General features: G+C 43.2%; 25 protein-coding genes. 5 read left to right on the forward strand and 20 right to left on the reverse strand.

The features are described from left to right. Window positions 1-200 precede the first annotated feature (200 nt). Window positions 201-989 carry a cytochrome C assembly family protein gene (locus ACVBIO_RS05615; protein ID WP_447160426.1) on the forward strand — a complete coding sequence of 263 codons (789 nt, stop codon included), beginning with the start codon at window positions 201-203 and terminating at the stop codon, window positions 987-989. A 146-nt stretch (window positions 990-1135) separates the two neighbouring features. Continuing rightward, complete coding sequence (locus ACVBIO_RS05620) at window positions 1136-2416, forward strand: HlyC/CorC family transporter (RefSeq protein ID WP_447172164.1); 1281 nt, start codon at window positions 1136-1138, stop codon at window positions 2414-2416. 77 nt (window positions 2417-2493) lie between these two features. Here ACVBIO_RS05620 and ACVBIO_RS05625 read toward each other — a convergent pair whose 3' ends face one another. Next, on the reverse strand, window positions 2494-3033 hold the full coding sequence (locus tag ACVBIO_RS05625; protein WP_447172165.1) for an Mpo1 family 2-hydroxy fatty acid dioxygenase: 540 nt from the start codon (window positions 3031-3033) through the stop codon (window positions 2494-2496). A gap of 293 nt (window positions 3034-3326) precedes the next feature. Continuing rightward, entirely contained in the window at window positions 3327-4337 is a 1011-nt protein-coding gene (locus ACVBIO_RS05630; protein ID WP_447172166.1) for a toxin-antitoxin system YwqK family antitoxin, read from the reverse strand. A 409-nt stretch (window positions 4338-4746) separates the two neighbouring features. Here ACVBIO_RS05630 and ACVBIO_RS05635 point away from each other — a divergent pair, with 409 nt between their 5' ends. Together ACVBIO_RS05635 and ACVBIO_RS05640 are read left to right on the forward strand one after the other, a co-directional pair. Beyond that, entirely contained in the window at window positions 4747-5688 is a 942-nt protein-coding gene (locus tag ACVBIO_RS05635) for a Dyp-type peroxidase (protein WP_447163721.1), read from the forward strand. A 153-nt stretch (window positions 5689-5841) separates the two neighbouring features. After that, window positions 5842-6348, forward strand: a complete 507-nt coding sequence (locus tag ACVBIO_RS05640; RefSeq protein WP_447160421.1) for a GNAT family N-acetyltransferase — start codon at window positions 5842-5844, stop codon at window positions 6346-6348. On the opposite strand, the gene acpS is transcribed toward ACVBIO_RS05640, so the two are convergent. The 11 genes from acpS to rpoE all read right to left on the reverse strand — a co-directional run bounded on the left by acpS (window position 6315) and on the right by rpoE (window position 15872). After that, window positions 6315-6710, reverse strand: coding sequence for a holo-ACP synthase (acpS, locus tag ACVBIO_RS05645; RefSeq protein ID WP_447160420.1), 396 nt, complete (start codon window positions 6708-6710; stop codon window positions 6315-6317). The two genes, ACVBIO_RS05640 and acpS, sit on opposite strands and share 34 nt — an antisense overlap. Window positions 6711-6821: 111 nt before the next feature. Next, a complete protein-coding gene (pdxJ, locus tag ACVBIO_RS05650; protein ID WP_447160419.1) occupies window positions 6822-7559 on the reverse strand; it encodes a pyridoxine 5'-phosphate synthase in 738 nt (245 codons plus the stop codon). A 125-nt stretch (window positions 7560-7684) separates the two neighbouring features. After that, window positions 7685-8374 (reverse strand): DNA repair protein RecO, encoded by a 690-nt coding sequence (gene recO / locus ACVBIO_RS05655; RefSeq protein WP_447160418.1) that lies wholly within the window; start codon window positions 8372-8374, stop codon window positions 7685-7687. 218 nt (window positions 8375-8592) lie between these two features. Next, window positions 8593-9585, reverse strand: a complete 993-nt coding sequence (gene era / locus ACVBIO_RS05660) for a GTPase Era (protein ID WP_447160417.1) — start codon at window positions 9583-9585, stop codon at window positions 8593-8595. Then, window positions 9582-10259 carry a ribonuclease III gene (gene rnc / locus ACVBIO_RS05665; RefSeq protein ID WP_447172167.1) on the reverse strand — a complete coding sequence of 226 codons (678 nt, stop codon included), beginning with the start codon at window positions 10257-10259 and terminating at the stop codon, window positions 9582-9584. The genes era and rnc overlap by 4 nt, the downstream gene beginning before the upstream one ends. A gap of 1 nt (window position 10260) precedes the next feature. Beyond that, window positions 10261-11178 carry a signal peptidase I gene (gene lepB, locus ACVBIO_RS05670; protein ID WP_447172168.1) on the reverse strand — a complete coding sequence of 306 codons (918 nt, stop codon included), beginning with the start codon at window positions 11176-11178 and terminating at the stop codon, window positions 10261-10263. 138 nt (window positions 11179-11316) lie between these two features. Beyond that, window positions 11317-13107 carry a translation elongation factor 4 gene (gene lepA / locus ACVBIO_RS05675; protein ID WP_447160414.1) on the reverse strand — a complete coding sequence of 597 codons (1791 nt, stop codon included), beginning with the start codon at window positions 13105-13107 and terminating at the stop codon, window positions 11317-11319. A 132-nt stretch (window positions 13108-13239) separates the two neighbouring features. Then, window positions 13240-13704: a SoxR reducing system RseC family protein gene (locus tag ACVBIO_RS05680; RefSeq protein WP_447160413.1), complete on the reverse strand. Its 465-nt coding sequence runs from the start codon at window positions 13702-13704 to the stop codon at window positions 13240-13242. 13 nt (window positions 13705-13717) lie between these two features. Continuing rightward, window positions 13718-14650 carry a MucB/RseB C-terminal domain-containing protein gene (locus ACVBIO_RS05685; RefSeq protein WP_447160412.1) on the reverse strand — a complete coding sequence of 311 codons (933 nt, stop codon included), beginning with the start codon at window positions 14648-14650 and terminating at the stop codon, window positions 13718-13720. A 12-nt stretch (window positions 14651-14662) separates the two neighbouring features. Next, complete coding sequence (locus ACVBIO_RS05690; RefSeq protein WP_447160411.1) at window positions 14663-15268, reverse strand: sigma-E factor negative regulatory protein; 606 nt, start codon at window positions 15266-15268, stop codon at window positions 14663-14665. A gap of 25 nt (window positions 15269-15293) precedes the next feature. Further along, window positions 15294-15872 carry an RNA polymerase sigma factor RpoE gene (rpoE, locus tag ACVBIO_RS05695; protein WP_012154289.1) on the reverse strand — a complete coding sequence of 193 codons (579 nt, stop codon included), beginning with the start codon at window positions 15870-15872 and terminating at the stop codon, window positions 15294-15296. A gap of 219 nt (window positions 15873-16091) precedes the next feature. Here rpoE and nadB point away from each other — a divergent pair, with 219 nt between their 5' ends. Next, the gene (gene nadB, locus ACVBIO_RS05700; protein WP_447160410.1) at window positions 16092-17702 is read left to right on the forward strand and encodes an L-aspartate oxidase; all 1611 of its coding nucleotides are present in this window, start codon (window positions 16092-16094) and stop codon (window positions 17700-17702) included. 71 nt (window positions 17703-17773) lie between these two features. On the opposite strand, the gene ACVBIO_RS05705 is transcribed toward nadB, so the two are convergent. The 7 genes from ACVBIO_RS05705 to ACVBIO_RS05735 form a co-directional block, all read right to left on the reverse strand. Continuing rightward, window positions 17774-18190 (reverse strand): protein YgfX, encoded by a 417-nt coding sequence (locus tag ACVBIO_RS05705; RefSeq protein WP_447160409.1) that lies wholly within the window; start codon window positions 18188-18190, stop codon window positions 17774-17776. After that, entirely contained in the window at window positions 18171-18410 is a 240-nt protein-coding gene (locus ACVBIO_RS05710; RefSeq protein WP_447160515.1) for an FAD assembly factor SdhE, read from the reverse strand. The genes ACVBIO_RS05705 and ACVBIO_RS05710 overlap by 20 nt, the downstream gene beginning before the upstream one ends. 193 nt (window positions 18411-18603) lie before the next feature. Beyond that, window positions 18604-19512 (reverse strand): transcriptional activator NhaR, encoded by a 909-nt coding sequence (nhaR, locus tag ACVBIO_RS05715; protein ID WP_447172169.1) that lies wholly within the window; start codon window positions 19510-19512, stop codon window positions 18604-18606. A 70-nt stretch (window positions 19513-19582) separates the two neighbouring features. Then, window positions 19583-19966: a hypothetical protein gene (locus ACVBIO_RS05720; RefSeq protein ID WP_447160407.1), complete on the reverse strand. Its 384-nt coding sequence runs from the start codon at window positions 19964-19966 to the stop codon at window positions 19583-19585. Further along, entirely contained in the window at window positions 19963-21138 is a 1176-nt protein-coding gene (gene nhaA / locus ACVBIO_RS05725; protein ID WP_447160406.1) for a Na+/H+ antiporter NhaA, read from the reverse strand. The genes ACVBIO_RS05720 and nhaA overlap by 4 nt, the downstream gene beginning before the upstream one ends. 496 nt (window positions 21139-21634) lie before the next feature. Beyond that, window positions 21635-22486 carry a thymidylate synthase gene (locus tag ACVBIO_RS05730; protein ID WP_447160405.1) on the reverse strand — a complete coding sequence of 284 codons (852 nt, stop codon included), beginning with the start codon at window positions 22484-22486 and terminating at the stop codon, window positions 21635-21637. Between the two features lie 83 nt (window positions 22487-22569). Further along, window positions 22570-23370, reverse strand: a complete 801-nt coding sequence (locus tag ACVBIO_RS05735) for a sulfite exporter TauE/SafE family protein (RefSeq protein WP_447163725.1) — start codon at window positions 23368-23370, stop codon at window positions 22570-22572. Window positions 23371-23375: the final 5 nt, after the last annotated feature.

Consider the following 23375-nt stretch of genomic DNA (forward strand, 5'->3'; position numbering starts at 1 on the left):
ATGCTATTCTACACAATAATATTACATGCTAACTTAATGAATAAAGTCGAAACGACTTTAATGGCTAGACTCAAGGCTATATTTAGCTCACTCAGTGATTTAACTCATGCTTGAATCACGCTACTATGCGAGTCGTTTGGTCAACTTTTAATGCATTGTTAGAACATTAGGTCCTTAAAAACAAAGTAGGTTAATACTCGATGGTCATTTTCTCAGCTACAGCCATGTTGTTCTATAGTATTGCTTTGGTTCTCGTCGCAAGCCGACTTTTTCATGTTGATGGACCAAACAGAAAATTAATTGCAGTCTTTGCCGCGCTCGGCGTGGTGTTTCATGCTGCGGCATTGTCACAAGCTATCATCACAGGTGATGGACAAAACTTTAGCTTAACCAACGTGATTTCGATGGTTAACTGGATTATCACGTTCAGTTTCACCATTTTACTTTTTAGACTCAAAGTCATTGTTGTTTTACCAGTTGTCTTTGCCTGTTCAGTAATATCAGTGGCCTTGCTTTGGCTAGTACCGCCTGAGTACATCATCCATTTTGAAGTTCACCCGGATGTTTTAGTGCATGTTGTCTTGTCGCTTATGGCCTACAGTGCCCTGATGATTGCAGCCCTGTACGCGATTCAGCTGGCAATCATTCAAAACCGCCTAAAGAGTAAGAAATTAATAATGACTTCGGCAATGCCACCGCTAATGACAGTAGAGAAGCAGCTGTATCACTTAGTGATTGTAGGGGTGATTTTATTAAGTCTGTCACTTGCTACAGGCTTTATCTTCCTCGACGACATGTTTGAAGAAGGTAAAGGTCATAAGGCTGTACTTTCTATCATGGCTTGGTGTGTGTATATCGCCATGTTAGCCCAGCAGTACTGGGTAGGTTGCCGCATTAGAACCGCTGTTGCTTACACTTTGACAGGTGCGGTCTTGCTGTCACTGGCCTACTTTGGTGCTCGTATTGTAAAAGAACTCATTCTCAGCTAATGCCACCACTTTCGTCATTTAGCCCATCTTCAAATGATGGGCTAAACTTGACACCCCTTTGAAAGTTCTGTAATTACTAATTTTTATAGCACTTTATTCAATGTTTATTCGCCTCTATCTTTAAAACAACAGCGGAGCTCCAAAGTTTGGACGATATATCCACTGGCGTACTTTTATCTATTTTGTTCGTCTTGATTCTACTCTCAGCCTATTTCTCAGGCTCAGAAACCGCCATGATGTCGCTCAATCGCTATCGCTTACGCCACCTGGCTAACAGTGGTCATAAAGGTGCCATTCGCGCCATAAAGATGCTTGAACGTCCTGATAGGCTCATTGGCTTAATTCTTATCGGTAATAACTTAGTTAATATTTTGGCCTCAGCCATCGCAACCATTATTGGTATGCGCTTATTTGGTGACATGGGGGTCGCCATTGCCACAGGTGTATTAACGTTAGTCGTGTTAGTCTTTGCTGAAGTCACCCCAAAAACCGTTGCGGCTCTTCACCCTGAACGTATCGCATTCCCCTCTAGCTATATCCTTCGCGTGCTATTAGTCATATTGTCGCCCTTCGTTAAAGTTGTAAATTTCATTACCTCAAGCTTCTTACGTTTACTCGGGATCCGATCTGTTAAAGCCGATGATGCTTTGAGCCAAGAAGAACTGCGTACAGTTGTGAATGAGGCGGGCGCCTTAATCCCTCGGCGTCACCAAGAGATGTTATTGTCGATTATGGATCTAGAAAACGTCACTGTAGATGACATCATGATCCCGCGTTCAGACTTATACGCTATCAACATTAATGATGATTTTAAGAGCATTAACAAACAAGTTATTCAAAGCCCGCACACCCGTGTTTTACTCTATCGAGACACCGTTGATGATGCCGTTGGTTTTGTGCATTTACGCGATGCACTTCGTCTGCAATCTAAGGGACAATTTAGTAAATCATCATTACTTCGAGCAGTAAAGGAGCTGTATTTCATTCCTGAAGCCACACCTCTTAACGTGCAATTGTCTAATTTTCAGCACAATAAAGAACGTATTGGCCTTGTGGTCGACGAATACGGCGATATTCAGGGCTTAGTGACATTGGAAGATATTTTAGAAGAGATTGTAGGAGACTTTACCACCTCAATGGTGACCACCGCGAGTGAGGATATCACCCAACAGCAAGATGGTAGTTATCTGATTGAAGCGAGTATCAACATCCGCGACTTAAACAAAGAGATGGCTTGGCACTTTCCGATTGATGGACCTAAAACCATTAACGGCCTAGTCCTTGAATATCTCGAAGAGATCCCTGAACCAAACACATCAATGCGTTTGTACGGTTACCCGCTAGAGGTCATTGATGTTGCAGACAACATGATAAAAACAGTCAGAGTGTTGCCGCAGCATTATCAGTCACCTAAAAAAGATAAATAATCGTTTATCCTGATTGACATAAAAAAGGCGCTGTTAGCGCCTTTTTTATGGGTGAGCGACTCAATCAAACAAGTTAATTAAGTCGTTTTTTTAGCTGCTTCTATCGCTCTACGTTTATCTCTGGCCATAGGCGTAATCTCTGCTAACAAGCTCTTTTCCATACCCAGCATAAAATAAATCTCTGCCATTAAGAAAAAAGGTCCAATGAGCAATTGATTAAGATCATCTACAAATGCAGGTTTGGCTTTTTCATAGTGGTGGCCAATAAACTGAATGACCCAGCCAACAAAAAATACAGCAACAGCAATCCAAAATGCACCAGGCATTTGCGCCACCAGACTTGAAGTGTAAAGCACTGGAATAATAAACAGGGCTAAGCCAATCGCTAATCTAAAGTGCAAAAACACGTAATAGATGAGTACCCCAACAGCAAAAATAGTCGCAACATTAAAGCTGATCACCGGGTAATTAAACACCGCAAAGTTTAGCGGGATCAAATTGAGTAATAAAAACAATGACCAGATAATCAGTGGGATCCCAATAAAGTGGGTCTTAATGTTTTTCGGGTTTAAATGCACACTCTTATAGGTCGATAACTGCTCTTCGGCGGATTTCATCTGTTCTTCTCCATATAGGCTTGCCAGTATAAAAACTTGGCTGAACCTTAGTTTCTAACGTAACGATTGTATTTGGTTCAACTTGTTACGAGTCTCGCAAATATCGCGATAACCTCTTCTCAGGCTCAGTCCCGTTAACCGCCAACAAATTTAACCAAATATTAACCTAATGGATCTTGTCACATTTTAATAGCGTAAAAGTTCAAAAGAGCTTTTTATGGTTGGCTGACTCTCCAATAAAGCAGCTTATGCTAAGTCGCCGCCCTCAGCAGAGGATAGAGTTCATCTAGCAGCTAGTCCGTCGTTGAATAGGTCACCCATTTAGCAGAGTCATCATCATAGTAGCTTTCCTGTGTGACCTTACCTTTGCCATCAAGCTTTTTAATCACCACCGCCAGGCCATTCTCATCATAGATTTTAATCTGTTTATCTGTCACCACACCGTTGACATAGGTACGCTTGAATATTAACTGACCATTACAGTGATATTTAGCAAACTCGCCATCTTCTAAGCCCATATTGTAATGCTCGCGAGAATCAACCCGACCATTTTCACCACAAAAGGTTAACTGCACCCCATGGCGAGTACTTAACGGGTTATAACCATAATGCTCCTCTGAGCGCCGCTTGCCATCTGAGCCATAGGTTTCTAATATCCCGCTGTTACTTGCTCTGTCGTAGTTAAATTTACTTCTTAAACGGCCACTACTATAGTAAGTTTTCTCATTAAGTTTTTTATAATCTGCATAAATGAATTCACTATTACTCTCAAGCTCGCCGCTTGCATAATAGTCCTTGTGACGCTGGCGCTTTTCACCATCAACAAAATAATACAGGCGCCATTCTCGGCCTTTTTCATAACTGATACTCTCGACTTCTTTGTCGCCTTCAAATCGCTTATAGCTGAGGATTACGCCCTGCTCATTATAAAGCCAGTGCTCAGTTTTTGCGCCTGCTTGGTAAAGCCTCACCCATTGCGGTTTTCCTGTAGTCGAAAAGTGGTAACTAATCTGTTTTCCATCTAACTTACCTGCCTTATACCAAGCGGTTTCATTGAGTTGGTTGTTTAACGTCGAGAAGCTATAGCCGTGCTCGAGTCCATCTTGATACTGAGTCACTCTATAAAACGCCTTGCCATAAGCATAATTAGTTGCAATGCCAGTAAACAGCTTGCCTCGATAAGACTCAGGGCAATCACTTTGATATTGCGCGCTGCAGCGAGTTTGCTCTAAATCGTCCTCACTAACCGGAAGCTGTATATCATTGCCGCATGCCGATAGTAACCACACACTTATCAGCAGCATTAATAGGGACGTTATTCGCTTTAATCTTTGGGTATACAGCATAATCATTACTCAATGTGGTTAGAGGTATTTGGCTGGCAAGCCTAATACACAAAATAAAACACGTTGATAAAACATCAACTTAAACAGCTGCACAATACACAGAGTTAACTGAGTTCTCAAACTGCCTTGGCAATTACGCTGACTTTATTGGCAGTTTCGCAACTCAAATCACTATATTCTGTCAAAGTTAGCCAAAACACCCATCCTCAGGCCGCTCCAAGGCAATGATTAACGCTAGTTAATTTCACTTCCACAATTAAAAGCGTATAGTTTTTAAGTACTCCAATCAGTTCCGCTACACTCTTTATTATGGAACTATCTTATTATAGAACCATCACAGCAAACCATATCTGATGAGGAAAACTCAATGACACAGCTCTGTTCACTCGCACAATCAGGCGTTTTATCTAATCCAACATCTCATGTGGAATACCTCACTTTCTGCCTAAAAGATCACTCAGACCTTGCAAAGCAAATAGGCGATGGTATCGCTGCGATAAATGGCATTGAGAAGTCGATTAATCAAAAAGACTTAACTGCAGGGTTAAACATATCCATTGGTTTTTCCGCAAATGCTTGGCCACAACTATTTCCAGATCAACCTATGCCTGCAGAGCTACATCAGTTTCCAGCCATGAGTAACGGCGAACGGCAGTTCCCCTCAACCTCTGGTGATATTTTTGTGATGATTAAGTCAGAGCGAATCGACTTGAACTTTCAGGCAGCGAAATACATCCGCAATGGTTTTGAGGACATTGCAACACTGAGCGAAGATATTCAAGGTTATAAGTATCTAGATAATCGCGACATGATTGACTTTGTTGATGGCACAGAAAACCCTACGGGTAATGAGCGCGTAGAGTCAGTATTAGTTGCTGCTGACATTGCATTGCACCAAGGCGGCAGTTACTTGCACGTACAGCGCTATATTGACCGCCAAGCAGATTGGGATAAGCAGTCAACAGAATACCAAGAACAGGTTGTTGGCCGTACCAAGATGGATAACGTTGAGCTAAGTGATGAAGCAAAGCCTGCTTGGGCGCATAATGCTAAGAGTAAAGTTGAGATTGATGGTGAAGAAATTAAAATGCTTAGACAAAACCGTCCATACGGCAATGCGATGGAGCACGGTACTATGTTTGTTGGCTTTGCCGCCACACCGTCTATTATTGAAACCTCTCTAAGCCAGATGATCCATGCCGACGAGAATGGCCACTATGACCGCCTACTCGACTTTGTAGAAGCCAAAACAGGGTGTTTATTCTTTATGCCATCTAAGGCTTTTTTAGATCAATTTGACGACGAATAAATACTTCACTACTCACCCTGACGTTACGTTGAACGTTAGGGTGAGTTGATTCTTTTTATCACCGTTTTTAAACAAGCCGCTTGAGTCTTAATCAATAAAAGCGTTACTATCCGCGCCCAAACTTTTCCTTTAGCAATTTATTGATTGAGAAAGATGAACTTCTCCTCACCTTTACTGACTATTAAGCCTATCAGCAGTGACAACCTGCCAGTATTACTTACACTACAACTCAAAAGCAATCAATTGGGGTTTATAGAGTCCATTCCTCACTGCCTACAAGAGGCTAAAGAAGACTCTCGTTATACTCCCGTTGCGCTGTGTTGTGATCAACAAGTGGTAGGATTTGCTATGTATGGCTTGTTTCATGAGTCCAAAATGCAGCGAGTCTGGTTCGATCGATTTCTAATCGCTCAAGACTACCAAGGTCGAGGTTTAGGCGAAGCCTTTGCTCAATTGCTGTTAGCGTTTCTATTTAGCCACTTTCAATGCCAGCAAATTTTCTTAAGCGTTTACCCTAATAACCATGGGGCTATCGCTTTATATCGTAAGCTAGGTTTCGAGTTTACCGGCGAGCAGGACATCAATGGTGAGCATGTAATGCTTCTAAATTCATTACAAACTCAAGATCAAGATTCTAAGATCACCGTGGCAGTAGCATAGTGCACCTCATCAGCGATAGAGATGTGTGCATGCTTGCCACCCAATAAAGCTAACCTTTGTGCAGCTCCGTCACTAAAAGCGATAAGTGGTGCGCCATTTTCATTATTGCTGATCTCAATATGCTGAAACGACACCCCGCGGCCAATGCCGGTGCCAAGCGCCTTAGCTGCAGCTTCTTTAGCGGCAAAACGCTTAGCCAGATATCGCCCAGGATGGGATGATGCAATAAAGAGCGTAAACTCGGCTTCCGTTAACACTCGCTTGGCCAAACGACAAGTTAATAACGCGGCATCGCCAGCAGCAGGAATACGCTCCTCAATCCGAGCAATCTCCACAATATCAGTGCCTAAACCTACAATCATAACCTTTACCTATTTAAACGGAGCCAATCTTTTCAGAGCGAATAGCGCTTCTGAATAAACAAAAGCCGAGAACGCATGTCTCGGCTTTAATAAACAGTATTGGACTGCAGCTTATTCGCCGCGACGTCCTTCAAGCATAAGTTGCTTCATATCACGTACGGCTGTAGCTAAACCATCAATGGCTGCACGAGCAATAATCGCGTGACCAATATTTAGTTCGTAGAGCTCAGGGATTGCCGCAATCGCTTTTACATTATGATAATGTAAGCCGTGGCCAGCATTAACAACCAAGCCCTTTCCATGAGCATACGTCGCCATTTCGGTAATACGTTGTAGCTCAGCCGCTTGCTCTATATCGTTTTTGGCATCGGCGTAACAACCGGTGTGAATTTCAATCACAGGTGCGCCTACCGTAACAGCGGCATCAATTTGAGTTTTATCAGCATCAATAAACAAAGATACTTTAATCCCCTCTTGAGTCAGTCGCGCTACCGCAGCTGCAATTTTATCTTGCTGGCCTGCAACATCAAGCCCGCCTTCGGTAGTTAACTCTTCACGTTTTTCCGGTACTAAACACACATAAGCAGGCTTAATATCGCAGGCGATATCGAGCATCTCTTGTGTCACCGCCATCTCAAAATTCATACGCGTCTTTAAGGTTTTCGCCAATGTATAAACATCGCGGTCGATGATATGACGACGATCTTCACGCAGGTGAATAGTGATACCTTCTGCGCCAGCATGTTCAGCGACGGCTGCAGCATGAACTGGATCTGGATAGTTTGTACCGCGTGCTTGACGTAAAGTCGCAATATGATCGATGTTAACGCCCAATAAGATCCGGCCCATGATTGTTCCTTAAATAATAAGCTGAAATGAAAGCAGATATTGTACTAATAGGGTGACGGTTTAGCCAGTCCATGGGTAAGAACGGTATTGAATTTATCTTATCTTGTTCTCAGTCTAATTTTATTCTAAGTCTTGTCTTGCTTAATAAACAAGCTTCTCGAGTACAGTGGTTTATCGCCAAGTATTGGCGCGAGCAACTGCCGCATCAATTTTTTTGCCTCGCCATAGTGCTCAGCCGTTAATGTCTGCTGATTTAACGCCACTAACATTTCACCGGTAAAAAACTTATGCTGATTAAACGCTGTGGCAATCACAGGTGTAAAACCATGCGCCTGCTCTAATCGATAAAAGCCACTGGCAGTGATTGGCGCATCACTGGGATCGAAATCCAGTGATGGCATAGTGCCGAGTTCTTTTAAGAGTGCATGTTCGAAATACCGAAGCAAACTTTGATCAAATCGAGTCGCCATACCGATTAAGGTGCGATGGTAATCATAAAACAAGTTCTCAGCGTTATGCTGCCCGCTTAAGCAACGGATCAGTAGTTCATTTAGATACAGCCCCGAATATAGACAATCACCCGTTAGTGGCACAGCCGGGCTTGCAGCTTCTACTTGCTTTAAGTTCTTAAGTTCTGACTTTCCTTGTAACTGAAAAATCAACGGTTGAAAAGGCTGCAAAATACTGCGAATCGAGTTCTTAGCACTACCGAGTCGCGCCACAGCATCGACACGGCCTTTACCGTCAACCAGTAAGTTAACGATGACGCTGGAGTCACGAAAATGTCTGCTGTGAAGAACGTAGCCACGCTCCATGATTATCTCATTCCAATAAGTGAATAAACCAAGACAGTTACTAACATCATAAAGCCAAACCTTGTCGTGACCAAAACTAGTTAACTAGAAAGCTGCGCGATTAAACTGACAGAGCAGAATATAAAAATGCCTCTTCTTATTGCTAAAAAGAGGCACTTTCTCAAATCTAAGTATCGATATAAAGACTGAAAATTCAGCCCCGATCGTAAACTTACGCTTTACTCGTCGCCGTAACCTAAGCTACGCAGTGCACGCTCGTCATCAGCCCAACCAGATTTGACTTTCACCCACATCTCTAAGAAAACCTTGTTATCGAACAAGACTTCCATATCAACACGTGCTGCAGAGCTGATCTTCTTGATACGCTCACCTTTGTTACCGATGACCATGCGCTTTTGCGTTTCACGCTCAACAAGTACCAAGGCATTAATCTGATAGACACCGTTTTCCATCATCTTAAACTGCTCGATTTCTACCGTACAATCATATGGCAGCTCATCACCTAAGAAGCGCATTAACTTCTCACGAACAATTTCAGATGCCATAAACTTTTGCGAACGGTCAGTCACATAATCTTCAGGGAAGTAATGTGCCGATTCTGGCAGTGATGCCACAGACATATCGAGAATACGCTGTACGTTAGTGCCCTGCGTTGCAGAGATCGGCAAGATCTCATCAAAAGGAAACTTCTTCGATAATTCTTCAAGATATGGGAATAACGCTTCTTTATCTTTAATATTATCGACTTTGTTGATTGCTAGAATCGTTTTACGGCCATCATCACGGCTCTGAAGCTTACGCAGCACCATTTCATCATCTGGCGTCCAGTTCATACCGTCAACAACAAATACCACTAGAGCGACTTCTGCCAGTGAACTTGCCGCAGCGCGGTTCATCAAACGGTTAATCGCACGCTTCTCTTCCATATGAAGACCCGGCGTATCAATAAACACCACCTGACGCGGACCATCGGTATGAATACCCATGATACGGTGACGAGTTGTTTGTGGCTTCTTAGAGGTAATACTGATCTTCTGGCCCAACAACTTGTTGAGTAGCGTTGACTTACCCACGTTTGGACGACCAACGATAGCGACCATGCCACAATAAGTCACAGCATACTTAACTGCTGATGACGGATTGTTCATATTAGCCAGTAATTCGTCTAAGCTTGGCTCGTGGCTTTCAGGTAAATCTTTGTTGTCACTCATTTCTTCATTAACTCCAACACTTGAGCAGCAGCACTTTGTTCGGCTTTTCTGCGTGAACTGGCTACTCCAACAGCAACTTGGCTCAAGTCTTCAACAATACATTCAACGGTGAAAGTCTGCTCATGAGCATCACCTTCAGTATGGACCACTTTATACACGGGCAGTGGTTTTCTAAACTTCTGCAAATGCTCTTGCAACAAAGTTTTGGGATCTTTTTGGTTTACAGGCTCAATCACCATTAAACGTGATTCATACCACTTAAGCACTAATGAGCGACACTTCTCAATTTCTGAATCAAGATAAATCGCGCCAATAATGGCCTCCACCGCATCAGCAAGAATAGACTCACGTCTAAATCCGCCACTTTTAAGCTCACCAGGTCCAAGCTTGAGGTAATCGCCAAGCTTAAACTCTATCGCAATTTCGGCCAGCATCTTACCGCAAACCAGTGTGGCACGCATACGGCTCAAGTCGCCCTCTGTCGCTGTTGGAAATTGATGATATAAAGCATCAGAAATGACGATTGAAAGAATTGAGTCCCCTAAGAACTCTAATCTCTCGTTATGCTTATTAGACGCACTACGATGCGTTAACGCCTGGTCTAATAATGCTTTTTCGTTGAACTCATACCCTAAGGTACGGCACAAACGTGGAATATTTTTAATCGGTTCCATATTACTCAATTCCGCCTACACGGTTAAAGCGAACCCCAGTTGGGATCCAGGTCGGCAAAAAGTCCGCTGGTGCTCTGTCAAATTCAAAGCTTATCCAAATAGCGACAGCTTTACCCACTAAGTTCTGTTCAGGAACAAAGCCCCAAAAACGGCTATCCGTACTATTGTCGCGGTTATCACCCATTACAAAGTATTGGCCTTCTGGCACCACAAACTCTGTTAATGGCACGTTTTGCTGACGGAAGTAATGGCTAATTCTATCGGGTATAGATGGGTTGATAAGAATGTCATGACTAATATCACCCAACTGCTCTTTGTAACGAATTAACGGTGTACCATTTTGAGAAAACTCGCCACGATTTACCAAGGCTCTATCAACCATCTTAAGCTCAGGACAAGGACTTTGCCCCTCTGCACACGCTGGCTGGATATAAAGCTCTTTATTTCTGTAAATGATACGGTCCCCCGGCAAACCAATAATACGTTTGATGTAATCGATTTGTGGATTCACCGGATATTTAAATACTGCAACATCACCGCGCTCAGGCTTGCCAGTTTCTTTTAGCGTTGTACGCCATACAGGATCTTTAATCCCGTAACTAAACTTCTCAACCAAGATAAAATCACCAACCAGTAGAGTTGGCATCATAGAGCCCGATGGGATCTGAAAGGGTTCGTATATAAAAGAGCGTAAGATCAATACAAACGCGATAACAGGGAAGATAGACTTCGATGTTTCAACTAGTGTAGATTCGCGCATGATCTTATCAACACTTTCTTCACTCAAGTCAGCTTGTGCAGCTTGAGCCATTGCCAACTTTTCACGGCGCTTGGGCGCAAAAAATAGGGCATCAGCCATCCACACTAAGCCACTGCTTAATGTCACTAACACCAATATAAGAGAAAAATAGGCTGCCATTATTAATTAACTCCTGCCGAACATAGTCAGTTTTATGGCAAAAATGCCATTGTCATTAAGGTTATACGCCAGTAATGAAAGCGCCGCAAATTGCGGCGCTCAGTCTAGCGATATATTAACAATTCTTAACGAATTACTTTAATCGTTAAGCTTCAGTACCGCTAAGAATGCCTCTTGTGGCACTTCAACGTTACCAACTTGCTTCATACGCTTCTTACCTTCTTTCTGCTTGTTCAGTAGTTTCTTCTTACGAGATACGTCACCACCGTAACATTTAGCCGTTACATCTTTACGCATAGCTTTAATCGATGAACGAGCGATGATCTGGCTACCAACAGCCGCTTGAACCGCAATATCAAACATCTGACGAGGAATAAGCTCTTTCATCTTATTCACAAGGGCGAGACCCTTAGAGCGGATCAATCCTTTATGAATGATCATCGCTAACGCATCGACTCTGTCACCGTTAATCAAGATATCTAGACGTACCATGTCAGCAGGCTCAAAGCGGATAAAGTTATACTCAAGCGATGCGTAGCCACGACTGGTTGATTTTAGACGGTCAAAGAAGTCCATTACCACTTCAGCCATTGGCAATTCGTAGGTCAAAGCCACTTGGTTACCGTGGTAAACCAGGTTAGTTTGTACGCCACGTTTTTCAATACATAAGGTAATAACGTTACCTAAATACTCTTTAGGTACCAGAATGTTAGTTTCAACAATCGGCTCACGCATTTCGGCGATGTTATTTATCGCTGGCAGATCAGATGGGTTATCGACATAAATAGTCTCACCATTGGTCTGAACAATTTCATACACTACTGTTGGTGCTGTAGTGATAAGCTCTAGGTTATATTCACGCTCTAGACGCTCTTGAATGATCTCCATATGGAGCAGACCCAAGAAGCCAATACGGAAACCAAAACCTAGTGCAGATGAGGTTTCTGGCTCGAAAAATAGAGATGCATCATTAAGGCTTAACTTGTTCAGCGCGTCACGGAAGTTCTCGTAATCGTCGGTAGAGATAGGGAACAAACCAGCATAAACTTGCGGTTTAACCTTTTTAAATCCCGCTAGTGCTGTTTCTGCGCCGTGCTTAGAGTGAGTCAAGGTATCACCAACGGGGGCACCATGGATCTCTTTAATACCTGCGATAACGAAACCTACTTCACCGGTTTTTAGCTCAGTAGTATCAGTTTGCTTAGGTGTAAAAATACCGACACGATCAGCATTATAGTTCTGCCCTGTAGACATCACTTTAAACTTATCGCCCTTCTTTAATACGCCATTTTTAATACGTACTAAAGACACGACGCCTAAGTAACTATCAAACCAAGAGTCGATAATCAGCGCCTGAAGTGGTCCTTCTGGATCGCCTTGTGGTGGTGGGATCTGCGCCACAATCACTTCTAGAACGTCTTTAATGCCGATACCGGTTTTAGCAGAGCAACGCACAGCGTCTGTCGCTTCAATACCGACGATATCTTCAATTTCTTCAGCGACACGGTCTGGATCAGCCTGCGGTAGATCGATCTTGTTCAGAACAGGAACTACGTCCATATCCATCTCAAGAGCGGTATAACAGTTTGCTAGGGTTTGTGCCTCAACGCCTTGACCCGCGTCAACCACTAATAATGCGCCTTCACATGCTGCAAGCGAACGTGATACTTCATACGAGAAGTCAACGTGGCCTGGTGTATCAATGAAGTTTAACTGGTAAGTTTCACCATCATTGGCTAAATAATCCAAAGTGACACTTTGGGCTTTGATGGTAATGCCGCGCTCACGCTCAATGTCCATCGAGTCGAGAACCTGTGACGCCATTTCACGATCAGTTAAGCCACCGCATTCTTGAATAAGGCGATCTGAGAGTGTTGATTTGCCGTGGTCAATATGGGCAATAATTGAAAAGTTTCTAATATGCTTCATTATGCTGGGATGACTTAACTCGAAGTTGATAAAAATTTTAAAGTGCAGAATTGTACCCGATCGCAGCTTTAATACCAATTTTTATAGTGTGATTACTGAGGAAAATAACTAATGGACTGTAATATGGTGTAGTTAATTAGTTATCTCGATTGGCTTGCCTAAGGACTTGATGATAACAGGCTGCGCCTGTGCTTCTAATCTCTTGGCCGCTTTTTTGCCGATGGCCCAGAAACAGAAGCTACCGCCTAGCGCTCCCGATATCGATAACAGATCGGAAGCACCGCCCAATAATGAGCCGATTTGGTTTGCGCCAAAGGCACCAATAAATAAACCGATTAGCGGTAAAATATAGACTAGCGTTGCCGCTTTTAAGATCACACTTTCTGGTAAACCCAGTTTTAAGCGCTCACCTTTAATAAACTGCTTATCACTTTGAATTGAAAAGCGTTGTACTTTAGGAGCAAAAGCTTTTGACACAGCAGAAGTGCCACAGGAATCGCCACTCTCGCAGTGATTACAGGCACTTTTCATTTCAACTTCTACAACGACCCAACCAGAGTTGCCATTGGCGACAACTCTAGCGACTTCTTCCATCATGATAACACCTTCATTATTGCAACATGATGCTTTTAGCAATTCGGCTTAACGTTTCAGCGGGGACTTTACCGACAGCGACCACCTCAGCATTACCGACTCGCTCGGTAGCTAGAGATAGGCCATTACGGGTAACTAACTCTTCAGGTAGTGGTGCTTCACCGGCCTTAGCCACATAAACAGATATATTGGCTAATCCATCACTAATGGCAATGTATTCTACCGCTTCTTTGCTACCGATTAACCTATGCTGATCTTTGACTAACACTTTAAAACCTGCAGGTAGCCAACTAAATTGCCAATTCTCACCACCCTCTCGGTCTGATTGAGACATTACGGCTGGCCACTCTTGCTTATAGGCTTCTTTTAAAATTGCAGGGACTTCATCAAGCACTAGCAACTCAACAACTAACAGCTGCTCCAGTAGTTGTTTGTCGCCGCTTATCATATCGAAACGCAGCGGCAAATAGGTATCCATATCTAACCAGATCTGGTATCCATAGCGATTGTTATCGTTAGGGATAATGCGCACAAGTTGTCCTGGCCGACCCGCTATTCGGCTTCGTCCGCCTAAGACAAATTGATAACCGGCTTCAAGCTTAGAGACGTCGTCGGCAAACGCGCTAGGTATAACCCCTTGAATTCGAGATGCATACACGCTGTAAGCAGGTTGGTCATGCTCGATAAAAGTGACAGTATTTCCCACTCGCACAGCATTTTTAGGCGGTCCGTTTAGATGCTCTAAAAAAGCCACTTCTTCGTCATTAACTTTACCGTGTACATAAACCAGCGGGCGGATATGATCAGCTTGAAGTTGGATAAGAGATATTTTAAATTCTTGTTCTCGCAGGGCTTGGCTCATATTTTCTAGCCAAGCTTTGGCGGGCATATCTTCCCGCGCCATCGCGGGAAAACTCATGGCTAAAATAGCCAATAGGATTAGACGCAAGCTAACTCCTCATTATTGAGCAACAGGTGTGGTATCGACCTCACTATTGTCGTCGATATTCACTCCATTATTCAATCTTTGTTGCAACATATGATCTTGGATATAGGCATTAATACGGCGACGCTGGTCGACAACCTGATCATTAGTATAACTTTGGTTCTGCTGTACGGCACCAGTTTGTAGGCTAACTGGAGATGCACTACCAATTAATGGGCGCGTATTAAGCACAGGCAACGGAGAGTTGTCCATTAATGTATCTTGGTTATAGTTTTGCACACCGACAACCGCAACCATAGCAACAGTAGCAGCAATAGCGTATTGGCCAAATTGCTTAAACAGTGGAATAACTTTACCACTCGATGTGCTTGTTGACGCCTTAGCTGCAATAGTTGGCTGAGGCGCAACAATTGCAGGCTCTTCATCAATAGCAGCCATAATGCTAGCGCTAAGATCCAAAGACATCGTCTTTGGCAGCTCACCACGCATCGCATCACCAATCATATGATAATCACGCCACTGCTCATGTGAATCTGCGTCAGCCGCTAATTCAGCTAACGTGTGCTCATCAATTTCACCATCGACAGCAGCAGATACCCATTCCTGACCTAATTTATCCATTATTCACCTATCTTTATTTAAGATGCTAACGTTCTAGCAACGGCTTAAGCTTTTTATCGATTGCTTCTCGTGCTCTGAAGATCCGCGATCTCACAGTGCCTACAGGGCAATCCATAACATTGGCTATCTCTTCGTAACTCATACCATCAAGTTCTCTGAGTGAAATAGCCATCTTCAATTCTTCTGGTAATGTGTCTAAGGTATCAAAAACAACCTTTTGAATTTCTTCTGACAATACGAGACGTTCTGGGGAGGCAAACTCCTTTAACGCATCACTGCCATCATAATATTCAGCTTCTTCAGCATCGACATCATTCGCTGGGGCGCGACGCCCTTGAGCGACCAGATGATTTTTCGCAGTATTAACTGCGATGCGGTACAACCAAGTATAAAACGCACTTTCACCACGAAAATTTGGTAGTGCACGGTAAGCTTTAATAAAAGCTTCCTGCGAAACATCTGCAACGTCGGCCTGATTTCGTACATAACGAGATATCAGATTGGCGACCTTGTTTTGATATTTTTGTACCAAAAGGTTAAAAGCGTTTTTGTCTCCACGCTGTACGCGCTCAACTAACTGTTGATCACTTATTTGTCCACTCATCCGAGCCGACTACTCCTAAATCTAATACTGATTTCTCAGCCGCTCGAATCATATTCACTTATGTAGACTAGCGCGTTTCAAAAAAGTTCTAAAAAATTTTGCAAAGATGTGATTTTCTTTTATGGAAGCAATGATTTTTTATATGCGACCTATGAAAGTATCCATATTCAGCGCCATGGTTTAACATAGTCGGACTCCCAGATAACTCTATGATACCTGATGAAACAAGTAGTTGAACACCAATCTGACGTTTTGGTTATCGGCAGTGGTGCTGCCGGTCTCACTTTAGCTTTGCATCTTGCTGAAAAATCAAAAGTTATTTTGCTTTCCAAAGGTCCACTTAGCGAAGGCTCTACCTATTATGCCCAAGGTGGTATCGCTTCAGTCTTTGATGAAGACGACACCATTGAGTCTCATGTTGCCGACACGCTCGTTGCCGGAGCAGGGCTTTGCGACGAGCCTGTCGTGAAATTTACAGCTGAAAATGCCAAAGCTGCAATGCAGTGGTTAATTAACTGCGGCGTCGCATTCGATAAAGAAGAAGTTCCTGCAGGCAGTACAGCTGAAGCGCCTTATCACTTGACTCGTGAAGGTGGCCATAGTCACCGACGCATTCTACATGCCGCCGATGCCACAGGCAAAGAGGTCCAAGTCACCCTGCAAGACCAGGCACGTAATCACCCGAATATTCGAGTGCTCGAACGTTATAATGCCATTGATTTAATTACCACCCGAAAATTAAGTCGCCCAGGAAATCGCGTGCAAGGTGCCTATATTTGGAACCGAGATGAAGAGCATGTTGAAACCGTTAAGGCACGATTTGTCGCGCTAGCAACTGGTGGCAGCTCTAAGGTTTACCAGTATACATCGAACCCTGATATCGCTTCAGGTGACGGCATTGCCATGGCATGGCGCTCAGGTTGTCGTGTCGCCAATATGGAATTTAACCAATTTCATCCAACTTGCCTCTATCATGCTGATGCGAGAAATTTCTTATTGACCGAAGCGCTGCGCGGCGAAGGCGCGTTTCTACGTCGCCCTGATGGCACCCGCTTTATGCCAGAATTTGATGAGCGCGCAGAGCTTGCACCGCGTGATATTGTTGCCCGTGCAATCGACTACGAGATGAAACGCTTAGGTTCAGATTGCGTTTATCTTGACATTACCCACAAGCCTGCTGATTTTATTATTAAGCACTTCCCAACTATCTATAAGCGCTGTTTAGAACTCGGTATCGATATCACCAAAGAGCCGATCCCTGTTGTACCTGCTGCGCATTATACCTGTGGCGGGGTAATGACAGACCTACATGGACAAACTGACCTTAATGGTTTGTACGCGATTGGCGAGGTCGCTTACACAGGACTTCACGGTGCTAACCGTCTGGCCAGCAACTCACTACTTGAGTGTTTGGTATTTGCTAGGGCCGCAGCAGAGGATATTGAAAGTCAGCTAGGTAAGATCCCGATGCCGGGCACTTTACCCGCTTGGGATGAAAGCCAAGTGTCTAATTCTGATGAAGAAGTGGTTATTGCCCATAACTGGCACGAGTTACGCTTATTTATGTGGGATTATGTCGGCATTGTTCGTTCTGATAAACGACTTGAGCGCGCATTACGCCGCTGTGTCATGTTGCAACAGGAAATTCAAGAGTATTACAGCAACTTTAGAGTCAGTAATAACTTGTTAGAGCTGCGTAACCTGGTCCAAGTTGCAGAGCTTATTATTCGCTGCGCTATGGAGCGTAAAGAAAGCCGAGGCTTGCATTACAACATAGATCATCCAAACAAGGATGCATCACCAAAACCAACGATTCTACAGCCCGATTAGCCCCAGTCGTTAACCCTTGCAGTCTATGTAATGCTAATAAAGCATTGCCGTTAACTATAGCGGTTAGCCTTTCACCTCTGACTGGCTAACTGAAGCAGACGACACAGATGTCGATAGTTTGTGTCGTCTAGCATATCCGCCCACACCACTAATCTTGTACTTCGCTTCGCGAAACTAATATCAAACATCACCGCAAAAGGCGTAATAACAGGTTTGCCTTTTACTACGAAACCTATGTTCCCCTCAAGTTTACCACCGCCGTCGGCTCTAAGAACAAAGCGACAACGCCACGTTTTTAAGCGCCATATCTGCCATATAAAGAAAATACAACATGCAATAAACAGCAATGCTTTGAGTAAGATATAAGAGATGTTTTCAGCGTAAGGCCAAATAAGAAAAGAGCTTAGACAAATAAGAGCAATAACGGCCAACGAGAGACGTTGACCGAAAGAGGTTCGAACATCAAAACTATGCTGCTGGACGTCCACGAACCCTAATAATCATTTCTGCAAACTCAGGATCATTGCACACTTCGTGGCCCATAAACCAAGCGAACAGCTCAGGATCTTCGCATTCGAGTAGTCTGACAAAAGTGTCTTTATCTTTGACCGACATAGCTTCATATTGCTGTTCAACAAAAGGTTGAAACAATACATCTAGCTCAAGCATACCTCTGCGGCACGCCCACTTAACTCTCGGTAATTTCATAGGTTCTTGGCTTGAATCAGACAAAGTAAAACTCCAATCTTTGATAGTGCCGCTAGTGTAACAGTTGCTTATAACGCTTGCCTAGCCTTAGTGTCGTAACTCAATAAACGTTTTACTTTTAGAGCCTTGCAGCTAGGCCATAACGTGAAAAAACCGTCCAATATAGCGTTAAACACTAGCCAATATTAATACCTTATAACTGCTGTACGGTCAGGTCATTACCTGCAAATAGATCGCTAAAGTCAGTCTCTAAAAGCCGCTTAACCGCTGGATGCTGGATCATTCTTTCTGCAAACATCACATGGTAAACCTCTTTAATTTCAGATGTTTCACCTAGCAGCGTCATACCGTGAGCTAATATATCTTGCTTATAAATTGACGGTGCTACAAATATTCCCTGCTTGAAAAAACCAAATGATTTCATCATGGCGGCATCATCAAATTCACCGAGAATACTCACATTAAGTGCTTTCTCGTCAAACCAACGCACTAATTGCTGCCCAAGAGAACTCCGTCTACCTGGGATCAATAACTTGCCTTGCTCTAAACATTGCGGAAAAGGCTTAGAGTAAGTTTCAGCGGAAAAAAATGCCACACCAGACTCACCTAGCTGCTTAGAGAAAATCTCAGGGTATTTAAGGCTTTCACCCGCACAATCCGATAGGATCATATCTAGTTTATGTTCGCGTAATCGTGCCATCAAGTCTTCGTGAGTCGACTCATAACACGCTAAATGCATTGAACCATCGCTGGGTACTACAGACAATAAGACTCGGCTGGTCAATGCTTTTGACAGCGCTGCAGCAATACCGACCTCAAACAAGATGTTCTCATCTTTTTGGTAGTTCAGCAGATCGAGCATCTCATAGCTTAAGCTAAACATTTTATCGGCATAACGAAATACCAACTCACCTAACTCTGTCGGCTCTAATGACCGTCCCACTCGCTTGAACAAGCTGCCATTAAGGCTAGCTTCCAATACACGTATTTGACCAGTAACCGTCTGCGGAGTTAAGCATAATGCCTCTGCAGCCTTAGCAACCGAGCCCTTTTTCTGGATCATCCAGAAGTAGTAAAGGTGATTGTAGTTTAGATTTGCCATGATTAACGCCACAGTATTGAAAATAAAAAAAGAGGCAACTTATTCAGTTGCCTCGTTAATTGACTGTGACTTATTTAAGACGCTGACAGTCCAATAAGCCTGACATAACACTCGTCAAATCATCAGTACGTTTTATTTCACCGCTTGAGAATGCTTCAGCTAATCCAGCAACAAGCGCATCACGGTCTGGGAGGTTATCCTCACAAAAGGTACGGTTAGCTTCCTGATAACGCTTACCACCTCGGTATTTAAGCGCGCGAGACTCGTAGCCATCACTTTCTAATCGTTTACCCACTGCCGCCCCTTTATACATCAAGGCTCCATCAACGACACCTTCAAGGTAGTTATGACAAACAACACTATTGATATCTTGATTACACACTTCAACCTGTGTTGCCGATGCCATTGAAGTAAAACCCAGACCAACGACTAATGCTAATAACCTTAATCTCATACTTTCTCTCCTTTTTCAGGTAGCACCTTAGATAACCAGAAATAACCTATGGTTGCAGATGCTAGTGATCCCAATAAAATCCCAAGTCTTGCATAGTCTCCGTACATTTGGCCCTCGCCAGTAAATGCAAGTGACGAGATAAACATAGACATAGTAAAACCAATACCACACATAACAGCTACAGGAGTAATATGTCTCCATCCCATGCCATCTGGTAATACTGCCAGTTTAAGTTTTACTGCTATGAAACTAAATAGCATGATACCTAATGGTTTACCGATCAGTAGTCCAAGTGCAATACCTAACGGAACAGGCGATAGTAACGAGCTCAAGCTCATGCCGCTTAAATCTACACCCGCATTTGCGAAGGCAAATATCGGCAAGATCATGAAGGTGCTCCATGGGTGCAACCCGTGCTCTAAACTCTCTGAAGGTGACGAACCATCTTTTGCACGAAGCGGAATACAGAATGCGATAATAACGCCAGCAAGTGTGGCATGAACGCCTGATTTTAATACTGCAATCCACAATATCAGACCGAGTATTCCATATGGCGCTAATGCTGTTACACCTTTAACGTTAAGCCCTATCAAACCTAAAATTGCAACCGCAGCAATGATTAAGCTAATTGTCGACAGGTCCGTACTGTAGAAAAGTGCGATAATCACAACAACACCAAGATCGTCGATAATTGCTAGCGCCAATAAAAACACTTTTAACGCAACAGGAACTCGACTACCCAATAGCGCCATAATACCTAATGCAAACGCAATATCAGTTGCGGCAGGAATTGCCCAGCCTACCTGAGTGATAGGGTCTGAATAATTGAATATTAGGTAAACAGCAGCAGGGAAAAGCATACCGCCAATTGCTGCAAACGTCGGCAAAGAAGCCTGCGCTCGACTCGATAATGCGCCTTCCAATAGCTCTCGCTTGACTTCCAAGCCTATAAGTAAAAAGAATATCGCCATCAGGCCATCGTTGATCCAATGGATCAGTGTTTTATCGATATCTAGGCTGCCAACACGGACTTGCATTTCTGTTTCCAGAAAGCCTTGGTACATACCTGATAAAGGTGAGTTCGCCAAAATCATCGCTAATGCGACGGAAACCATTAAAATAATGCCGCCTGCCGATTCCTGGCTTAAAAAATTCCTAATTGCCCGTTCCATTTATACGCTCCATAAAATCTCAATACTGCCGAGTGTAGCTGAATACGATTAACCTGAATAATCGTTTGCGCCAACTACAAACATCGGTATATCCGAAGTATTGATTTAAATCCTAATATGCATAAGTACCAAACATCAATAGAATAATCACGCTTTATAAAGCCACAATAACAATAAAGCGTTGGAGATCACACTTTTTTAGGAAGTAAAACGGTGATCTATATTACAAGCCTATTATTCACACAATATAACAATTTAAAAAACAAACTTTTGACGATTCGAAAATAACGAGTATTTACTCAATTTTTCGTCAGGTAAATGCTGAATAAAGACTTAATATAAGCTTAAACCACTAAGATAATAGTAATTTATTAGTAGAGAGTTTCAAGCGGAGTATAAAAGGGAGGTAGCAAATCCACTTTCAGTGGTTTAATAAAATGTTAAAGCAAAAACTCGCCGTTAAGCGAGTTTATAGACGACCATGAATAGCAAAAATCTACACTGAAAATGGATAACTAATCGGTTCATGATGTTCATAACCCGTAACGTCAAAATCCTCCATTGTCACCCACGTTTCTAAATCTTCAAGTGACTTAATGTCCGGATTAATCACCAATTTCGGCGAAGCAAAAGGTTCACGTGTTAGTTGCACATTTTGCATCAGTTCTAGCTGATCTTCATAAATATGTGCGTTAACAATCTTATGGAATGCTTTGCCTGCTTTATAACCCGTAATTTGTGCCATCAAGGCTAGCAAGGTAAACACCTGAACTTGGTTAAAATTAAGGCCTAGCGGGACATCACAAGAGCGCTGAAAGCTGGTCAAATGAAGCGTATCACCAACTAAGGAAAAGTTATGAGTGTGCATGCAAGGTCTTAAACATCCCATGTGGAACTCACCAGGGTTGTAGAAGCTCAAGATCTCGCCTCTATCATCTATGCCTTTTGACAAATCATCAACAATTTTACGTAACTGATCGACAGTGCCACCATCTGGCTTACTCCAAGCACGGCCCTGCACGCCATAAACGCGCCCCATGTCATCAACGCCCTTACGATGAGGGTTGTTCAACCATGCTTGATTATCATTGGCATTAGCATCCCAGGTTTTTGCGCCAATTTTTCTAAAATCAGCAGCATTATCATATCCTCGGATATACCCCAGCAGCTCAGCAATTGCCGCTTTATAGAAACTTTTACGCGTAGTAATAAGTGGGAATTCATTTTTATCGACATGATAAACCAAATCAGCATTAATAACGGTAAGGCAACGCTTACCTGTACGGCTGTTTTCAACCCAAGTCCCTTCATCAATGATTCGCTGACAAAGATCTAAATACTGTTTCATGACTATCTACCTATAAAAAAAGATGCTGGGTTGTCTCCCAGCGCTAAATGAAGAAATACTACCGACATTTACCCAGTATAACATTATGCTAAAACAAGTTTCAGGCCCACAAGAGCAAGGAATACGGCAAAAAACTTCTTTAATTTTGCCGTAGGTAAATTAGTTGCGGCTCTTGCGCCCACAGGGGCCATCAACATCGATGTCGATACAATACCTATCAATGCCGGTAAATAGATATAACCTAAGGTCCATTCTGGTAAACCAGCAGCATCCCAACCTGCGAGTGTATATCCGATACTGCCAAATAATGCGATGAGTAAACCTGTTGCAGCAGAAAACCCAACCGCATTGCGCATTTGTAGCCCACACCAAGTTAAGAAAGGTACCAAAAGTACACCGCCACCAATTCCCATAAGCGCTGCGATAATAGCTATCGCGGTCGCTGCAAAGAACAAACTCATAGGCGATGGCATTGCTCGGTTTGATTCGGTCTTAAATGGAAAGGCCATCTGCACAGCCATCAAGATAACAAATACAGCAAATATTTGTTGCAGTGATTTCGCGGCAATCATTTCAGAAATAAAACCTGAACATAACGCGCCCAGCACAAAGCCTGGCAGCATAGACTTAAATAACGGCCAAGGAATATTACCCCTTTTATGATGCGCACGGGCAGATGAAAGCGAGGTAAGGATGATGGCCGCCAAAGAGGTTGCAATCGCGACATGGGGTAACTTTTCAGGTGTAATACCAACTTGGGGTAAAATATGCAGTAACGCAGGAACAGCAATCAGTCCACCGCCGATCCCGAGCAGCCCAGCCATAAAACCAATGCCTGCACCTAGCACTAAGCAAATACACAATATATATAGCCAGCTTTCCACAAGTA

The sequence above is a fragment of the Shewanella sp. 0m-8 genome (assembly GCF_052977265.1).